This window comes from Caldisericum sp., from assembly GCA_022759145.1.
Taxonomy (GTDB): Bacteria; Caldisericota; Caldisericia; order Caldisericales; family Caldisericaceae; genus Caldisericum.
In genome coordinates, this window is sequence record JAEMPV010000023.1 from 1 (window position 1) to 8729 (window position 8729).

The 8729-nt window shown below is 35.7% G+C and carries 4 protein-coding genes; all 4 read left to right on the forward strand.

Annotation, left to right across the window (positions count from 1 at the left end; all coding sequences use genetic code 11):
• The first annotated feature begins 494 nt into the window (after positions 1–494).
• Genes JHC30_01285 through JHC30_01300 form a run of 4 tightly spaced genes read left to right on the forward strand, consistent with a single transcriptional unit; the run spans position 495 to position 8504 of the window.
• Positions 495–1079 (forward strand): PD-(D/E)XK nuclease family protein, encoded by a 585-nt coding sequence (locus JHC30_01285; GenBank protein MCI4462787.1) that lies wholly within the window; start codon positions 495–497, stop codon positions 1077–1079.
• The gene (locus tag JHC30_01290) at positions 1076–4975 is read left to right on the forward strand and encodes a DEAD/DEAH box helicase (GenBank protein ID MCI4462788.1); all 3900 of its coding nucleotides are present in this window, start codon (positions 1076–1078) and stop codon (positions 4973–4975) included. The genes JHC30_01285 and JHC30_01290 overlap by 4 nt, the downstream gene beginning before the upstream one ends.
• 12 nt (positions 4976–4987) lie before the next feature.
• The gene (locus JHC30_01295; GenBank protein ID MCI4462789.1) at positions 4988–7243 is read left to right on the forward strand and encodes a hypothetical protein; all 2256 of its coding nucleotides are present in this window, start codon (positions 4988–4990) and stop codon (positions 7241–7243) included.
• A gap of 28 nt (positions 7244–7271) precedes the next feature.
• Complete coding sequence (locus JHC30_01300) at positions 7272–8504, forward strand: hypothetical protein (GenBank protein ID MCI4462790.1); 1233 nt, start codon at positions 7272–7274, stop codon at positions 8502–8504.
• The last annotated feature ends 225 nt before the right edge of the window (positions 8505–8729 follow it).

Below are 8729 nucleotides of genomic sequence, written 5' to 3' on the forward strand. Positions count from 1 at the left end.
GGAGAGGAACTATGTGTTCCCGGATGAAACTTCTCCAGCCCTCTGGATCCCAATATCTAAAACCCTCAATTTTGTCATAGCTGGACATTTGTTTCATACATATTTTTCTATTGCAAGATATAAAAATTTCACATTATTTGACGCATGTCGCTTTCCGACATATACACCGGAATAGCTAGTTTTTGACAAAGGAAATTAAAAAGCTTACATCTCAATGACGTATTTTCTGCGTTATAAGTTTACACTATCTACTAGCATTCAAGGCAATCAGAGATCTCGGAGATTTCTTGCAAATGTAAAAGCTTAGGCTCTCATGCTTGCAACTCTTTATTTTCTCATCTCGTCTGTCTACTTAATAAAGAACCTTATACTTGGGAAAACGTAGTTTACCGGTTTTCAATATTGAAAACAGAAAATTTTAAAACGATGTCAAAGAGTTTATAATTGGGATGCTTGCTACTTCAAAGATCCTCCAACTTAGTGGTGTTTATTAGATGAATGTAGAGAATAAAAGGTCAATTGGTGTCCGAGAGTTGTCTCAGAGACCGATAGGTTGTAAAGGGTTTGAGGTTAATAAGGAAATCCTAAGAAGGGCCTCAGAAAAGCATGAGGCTATGTTGCAGCATATAAGGAAGCTTTTTGAGGCTAGGAATATTAATTGTGAGGAGGGGTTTGAGGTTAGGTACGGAGACATTAGAGGATATATTGATCTGTTGTGTGAAGATGACAAAAATATCTATTTGATTGAAGTTAAATCAACCAGGGCGCACTATGCAAGAATTCAGGATTTTATGCAGCTTGCGATATATGCTTTTATGTTTATAGAGCAAACTAAAGAATTAGAAAAGGATCTTCAACTCTATTTAATCTATAATTATTTTGGTGAGCACCCTACTAATCCTTTTTCTATCAAAATAACGGGAAAAGGTAAGAACTGGTTAATAAGTCTAGGGAAAAGTTTAGTGGAAAATGTTTTGCAGCAAGATGAAAATAACCTCTATGTAATTAGCGATCTATGTTACTTGTGTCAAAACACTAGGTGTCCTTTTCGTTTGTCTAGGGAGGTGGACAATTCATGAGCACTGTACCTGTTGAATATAGACCTTTAGACGATATTATAGCGGTTTATCATGAAATATTGTTGAATGAAATAGCAGTAATGAGGACAAATTCTATTTTGGAGGAAGGAGTTAACACCGGGGACACGATAGTATATTATGGTTCCTCCTATCCACTTTACGTTGGTCAACCGAATCCCAGTAGGGGAATAGACATATATGTCTTGGCTTATGCAATTATAAATGGAATAAGGAGAATAGAGTGTGGATATAACATTTTGAAGCCAATAAGTCCAGAGCCGAAATGTGATACTTCAAAAATAAAAATGAAACTGTCAAAGATGCTTTCGTTTTTGAAAGGTAATACACAACATATCGAAAACTTATCGATGGAGGAACTAATTGTAGACCTTATTTTAGAACTTATAGATCTGGGTTTAATTTACCCAGTTCCTAGCCCTCCTTCAGATAATTTAAATATGCTGTCTGCTAAAAGTCTTCTAACCTCGAATCCTTCAGGACTAGTATTTGCTGAATTCAACGAAGACAACCCTCATGCTTTATATGAATTAAAAACGTATCTACGATTAAGTAACTTTTTTGCAGCGCTCAATATTAAGCCTGAAAACATTTCTAATTTATTCGTTGATAAACTTAAGAAGAAACTAGCTAGTAATTCCATAAAAGTTGATAGTATTTTCTTTAAGACTTTGCATGGGATGCTATACAAATATTCAAGCACGGCGTCTTCTCTACCTTTTAATCCAGCAACCTTAGAGGCAAATGTTTTGCCCTTTTTGATTGAGCCCCCTCCGCCTACCAGTTATCTGCAAAAGGAATGGACTTCTATGAAAAGACTAACAGATGAAGAATTACTTAATGTTATTAAGCTTTATATAAAAAACGTCGCTATTAAAAACAATATTAACGAGAATTCTGAAAAGGTTGAAAAAACATATGCAATAGTAAAAAGAGCGCTCGAAAAATTGTCCTCAAAATATAAAAGAATAAGTCAATATCAATATCAGTACCTTTTATGGATGTTTCGAGTTGGAAGTGAAAGAGAAAACATCCTGACAGCTATTACATCTCCGACTGGGAGTGGAAAAACACTAATTTTTCTAATTTTCGCGCTAGTGAAGACATTAACATACAAAATACTTGGCCTTAAATCGAAGACAATTATTCTTTACCCACGTAAGGCGCTAGCACGGGATCAGCTGGGTAAAATAATAGAAATAACATACATGATTAACGAATTACTTGAAGAAGAAGGTCTGGAAAAAATCATTTTAGGAATAAGAGACGGAGACAGTTTGGACATAAGAAGGCCTCGATCCAATGAGTTCAGTGAATTACGTGGCCTACTGTTACAAAATTATAAAATATGCCATGGAGTTGCCGGAAATCAGTATGAAGTATTCCTTACCAAAGATAAATGCGAGATAACATCAGATTCTAGACCTATCGAATGGTTAAAGGATTTAAAAGACGAGGGATGGAGCTATTTTGAAGAATATGACATCCTCATCACGAATCACTCCATACTTTATCGATTAGCTAATGATGCATTGAAGGCAACAAATCTTGAGGACTACAAAGAAATCTTGGGGACTATTAGGACAATAATCATAGATGAGGCACATGTATACGCTAAAGAAAATCTCGACATCATCGCCACAGCCCTCCTAAAGATTTTCTACACTAGAGCTCGCCTACTTCAAAAAACAATTCCTAGAGATGTGAGCGAGCTAGTTAAAGACTTAGATATAGTTGTTTCGAGCGCAACATTGAGCGACCAGGAGATAATCTCTAAAAATGGGAATAAGCTTTACTCTGGCAACATAATTGGATTCTTTAAGCTAAAAACTTCTCAGCAATATCCATCTTTAAGCCCCTCTGTTGAAAACTTTTTAAGAAATCTCTTTTCAGAACCCGTGTTTGAGGTTTTTAGAAAGGGGCATGCTATAGTTTACTTAGACTATGATGAAAGTGTTTTGAAGGATCTAAATGTAAAAATTCAGAATCCGAGTGATAATATTATCTGGAGATATCCGTTTAAGGTAAAGACAGCAATTGTAATTGTTCCATATCCATTTAAAAATTCTTGGACTGCATTAGCTGAGGTTCAAGTAGCCTTACTCCATTGGCTCCACGTTTATAGATCGAGGCTCAGTAGGCTTGGTAAGGAGTTTGCAAGGTCACTGGGTCTTATATTTATAGATTCAAAGTCAACTCTAAAGGATATTTATAACAAATTTATGGAACGTCAAATTTTAGACGCTCAAGACTTGGCAGACAGGGTTTTGTTTACAGAGTTTTATCCCTATAGCTTGTTAAGTAAAAATAAACCGAGAAAAAAAGCATTAGAGCAAGTCATCCCCTACATTGACTCGACACTAAGCTCACATTCATCTTTATATCATCTTCTAACGTGTGACAACATTCTAAAGGATTTTACAGTTCTACCGCTTTACTTTAAATTGGATGACATCATTTTATTCGGCAGTAAAAAATTACAATCATACAGTGAGATGAAATCCTTAATTTTGGAGAATAAAACTCTCTATAATAATGTAAAATATTTCATAGACGGGATCAATGCTTTTGCATCAGCTTATTTCACGACAGAAAATAAAGGTAGGGGAAGATACTCAGAGTTTCTTAGGAATCTTGAGGGGTCAAGCTTTGCAAATATTAAGTATCTTATTTTAATGCACCATGGAGACTTAGGTAGAGAAGAAAGAACAATCATCGAGTCCCGTATGAAAGGAGAAAAAACACCGGTTCCACTTGTTGTCCTCTCAACGTCTACAATGGAGCTTGGAGTTGATATAGAGCATGTACCCGTAGTTCTACAATTTGCTTGCGAGCCATCATCAATAGAATTAAACCAGAGAATGGGGCGTAGTGGTCGTTCCATGGCTTCACTTTATGTTTCCACCTTGGTGCTAGTGCTCCGTAATACAGGTGAGGATCTAATATTTTCTAGGGATCAGGAGGCGGTTGAATATGTATATAACTTTACAAGTCCTAAAACGTTTAACCCATTTAGTAATGCTGATGTGGTACTTCGTCATTTAACAAAAGTATACGTTGATAAATGTATACAGGAGGCAGAGATGTGTCCAACAGCACAAGTTTTGCAAGAGTTTGTAAGCTCAGATGCTATAAGACAAATAAATAACGAACTAGAGGTGCGATATGAAAGATGGATAGAACAGGCAAAGATGTTGTGGGAAACTTTCTCGACAGGTTCTCAAAATTCTGATGTGGCTATCAAAGAAGCCTACAATAATATTGTTAAGGCCCTACGGGAAATTCTAGCATTTCGTATGCGTATAAGAAACAAAAAGGCTTTAGAGGATCTTGAAAGAGAATTAACCTCTGCATACAAAGTTCTTTCTGATATTAAAGTAGATTTAGAGGATGCAAATAAAAATGAAAGCACTCGTATACAATTTATAAGGATGAACTTGATTCCACATGCTAGAATGATAAATTATTGGTCTAATTATTTATTTCTTTTAGAAGAAAAATACAGAAACACAGTAACACAATATTATTTAAATTGGCCATCTCAGTTATGGAATAAAATTTTTTCAGTACAGGCTAATTTGCTTTCATGTTTAGATAAACAGTTTTCAGTATACTCTGATTATTTTAAAGATGGAAATTCCACAATTACTAAGGATATTGACGAGTTTTCTGAGGTAAAATCCGCACAGGAATATCTCTCTAAGAAGCTATATTTGCTGGATATTCTAGCCCCAGGAGTATTGGATGATATTGGTAATCCTTTTAATAATCATTTACTCGTATCTATTAGAAAAGGACGACGAATAATAAAAATGGAAAGGGATCCAGCACAAACTTTAATAAAAGAAAGACCTTTAAGGATACAGCTGGGAGAATAAGGTGTAAGAATCATGGCTGCTATTAATTTTCCTTTCTTCCCATTAAACAACGAGGGGAGTTATTTTTGCGGGAAGCTAAAGATTGACGAAATAAACAATATACTTGAAATTAAAGAAATAAAACCTTCGTCTGGTATAGGATTGCCCTTAACAAGTTATATTGGAACAGATGCTCTTGAGTTGGATCAAATACATGAATTGAAAGAGCGATGTGGAGAAGAAAGCAATATTTTAGCGACCATTCACTATCTTAAGATCTACAGATCCACAAAAATCTTACATGTTCTACTATACATAGGTGAGGATAGAGGCAAATTTGGCATAAAAATTGTTCCAAGACAAAATACGCAATCTGCAGATATTGAAGAGTTTTTTATAATAGGGTTGCCAGACAATTTTGAACAAAAAAAGGCATTTAACGAAATAGTTATTGAAACACCTATCTCTTCTCACAGTTTTAGCTCAAAAGATATTCAAATTGAGAGGGTAAATATTGACAAGATTACGACATATCCGCAGATACTTTATTGGCCATTCTATGCTACTATGCAAAACAACAGTTTGTTTTCGTTGGATGTTATTCAAACCCTTCTTGGGAGCCTGGTTTTGGAAGAAAAAAGTTACTACAAAACATATCTTTTCCCATTTTTCCCAGCCCCTCTGTTATCTTATGAATATTATTTACTGAGAAGTCAGAGTGGCAGATCGAACATCGATGTAAATAAGCTGTCATCCATTAATATATATGATTCGGGAGCACTTCTAGCAGAAATTGATCTTAACAATTTAGTGACGCACTTGAATCATTGCGTGTATAACATGATAATTGATGCATGGTCATTGGTAAAAACTGTTAAAGGCAAGAAAGAATTGTCTTTCACCCCTTCACATATAGAAAAGATACAAAGTGATAAATATAATTCTCTCAACTGCTCGCTAAATTCGAGGGCTTTGTTAAAGGTATTGGCTAACGCTTTTTTAGTACAGGGATCTACTTTTTCTGTTGAGTCTCAGGATAAAAAAGAGAATGCAGCTCAGGGACGTAAAGATTTTAGAGATTATATAAAAAGGAAATTACCTCACAGGTTAACTCCTGTCTATGTAGAACTTGATTCTCGTAAGACTATTTTTTATCAATTACATCTTATACCTTTAGGAACACAGGGCTCAGAAAACACTAATGGACAAAAAATAGCAGTTTGGAGAACTTATGTCGCATATAACAGGGGTCAATTTCTTTTAAATCTTTTACAAAAATTAGAGGAAATCGCCAAAAATGCAGATAGGAATCCCAATGAGAGCACAAAACTCATGGCGGCCTATCTTTTGTATTTGAATGAACTTATCAAGGAGTATCGCGATTCTGTGAAGAAGAACATCGATGTACGTTTAGATGTAAGGATACTTTCGAAAAAAATTACATTACTTTTGCTTGAATATGGGCTTCATGGTGTTTCGCATTTGTTGATCCGTTATCTTTCTGAGGAACTCAAGATTCCTAAGTCACGGTTATTCGAGACAACTGCGATCATTATACCTAAATCTGACTCCGAATCTCAAAGGAAGTTTTCGGATTTATACGAAGCCGTGGAAAGCACACCTTATTTTGTAAATGTTGTTATTGATGGCTATCATTATAGGCTTCGTGGAGCATCAGGACAGCATCCAAAAGGCATTATACTTGTTTTTGATACTCAGTCGTATTCCTCATCTTATTGGTTCGAAGTCTTAAAGAATTTTAATTTCAAGAATTTTGCTAGTGAGATGCTAAAATACTTCGACGACAAAAACTGTGACCGGTATTGGCAATCTCGGCGTGAAAAAATTAAGCCAGCCCTCCTGGTTGCGGACAATTATCTTTCTAAAAAACTTGGAGACTCAACGCAGAGCATTCTGACGAAGTTTACGGAATATCTCCGTTCGCTCTTTGGGCTAGATGGCTTAGATGACATGTTATCGCTTCCTTTAAGTGAATTTAGAAGACTTATGCTACATAAAGAGGGTCTTATAAGGGATTTCCTAGAAGAAATCGTGCGCCCGACAGATATAGACAAGACTGAAAGAGATTTTAAAAAAGAAGTAAGATATTATTTGCAGGCTATCTATGAATATGTTGTACCTTTCTGTTTTGACGGATGCTATAATTGTGTACAGATTGATAAGGGTTGTTCACTCAAGAATCCCCTTCTGAAGGAATGGGTAGTATCGAGGAACATAGCAAACCTGATACTTGAGGATGTTGTCAAAAGTGATGGACAACCACCTTAAATTTGTTTTGTAAAAAGAGGTGGTAAACTTGCAAGAGCTTTCCCAATTTTTACAGAAATTGGGGACAATTTACTATTATCCCGCTAGGTTCCATGCTGGACTTGTTGTTTCCCTCGTAAGTAAATATTGCGATGGAAAAGTGTTTTTTGATCCTTTTGCAGGGTCTGGAAGTGGGTTGCTTGCTGCTTCCTTGTTGGGGTTCCGAGATTCATATGGCTTGGATTTATTACCAATGATAGATATCTTTGTTGAATATGCTTATGAAATTCTCAATCAAGGCTCTCGAGCACTTGCTGATACAACGAGAAAGATTAAAAAAGCTTTAAACTCTTCCGAGGTCTTTAAATGTTGTACCGAGGAGGAGCTCTTCTACTGGTATCCGAGTAGAGTTGTCCCTGTTCTAGAGAAAATTTGGGGAACCTTTCATGAGAATGTTGCTTTTTTCGATAAAAATGATTTAACATGGAGACCATATAAGGAAAATATTCCTTGGGCCACTTTTGCAATTCTTTCTCTTAGAATTACGAGAAAGCTCTCATTTACTGATGACAGTGTGGCCAAGTATTATAGGAGTAATGTCAAAAGAACCAAATTAAGAAAATTGCTGAGAAAAAACAGAAATGTAGAAAAAATAATTCTCTTAGAACTCGAAAACACAATGCAGAAACTGCTTTCGCTTCCAAAAATAAATATTCCTAAGCCACAAACGCATGGATTTTTTGACATATCAGAAATGGAGATCCCAGTCTCAAATGTAGACTGTATTGTTACAAGTCCACCTTACCTTATTGCTCACGAGTATGTTAGAAGCTTCAAATTAGATCTTAAATGGCTGGGGGTTCCAATGGATAAAATTATGTGGTTGAGAAAACATGAAATACCCTACAAACCAGTGGCCTACAAGGTGAATTCCGGTCTTTATGAATACTATAAGGAGAAAATTCGTGAAAGCGGGAAAGAACATTTGATAAAATACTATGAAAATTATTTTGGCTCCATAACAAAAGCCCTTGATAATATTATCGAAAATCTTGCTAGCTCCTCGACGCTTGTCCTTGTTTTAGCTGATACGACTCTTGCTGGTTACAAAATACCTATAGGAAAAATTTTAGCCGAGCACCTATTAGCAAATCATAATAAACTTAGACTTACCGAAGAATTTAGTGATGTTATAAAAAAGAGAAAACTATTCAAGAAAAGAAATAACACAAATCCAAATGGTGTTACTCAAGAAAATATTTACATTTATAAATTGGGCTAAAGAGCGCGCTTAAGATATAGGTTGGCGTGGTCTACGTATGGGGAAGTAGAAAGGGATATTGAGCTCTGGGATGCTGTTTGATGTTTTTAGTCTTTTAGGTCTTTGCATGGGACGATGGCTTGTTGTGCGGAGTCTTGGCTTCTTATGAATGAGATGTAGCTGTCTTGGGGCTTGAGTTTTCTGGTATGGGTGGCGGTCTATTGTTTTGATGAGGGATGTGCTTTT

Coding starts and splice junctions, on each gene's coding strand:
- JHC30_01285 (MCI4462787.1), top strand. CDS start 495: ATGAATGTAGAGAATAAAAGGTCAATTGGTGTCCGAGAGTTGTCTCAG.
- JHC30_01290 (MCI4462788.1), top strand. CDS start 1,076: ATGAGCACTGTACCTGTTGAATATAGACCTTTAGACGATATTATAGCG.
- JHC30_01295 (MCI4462789.1), top strand. CDS start 4,988: ATGGCTGCTATTAATTTTCCTTTCTTCCCATTAAACAACGAGGGGAGT.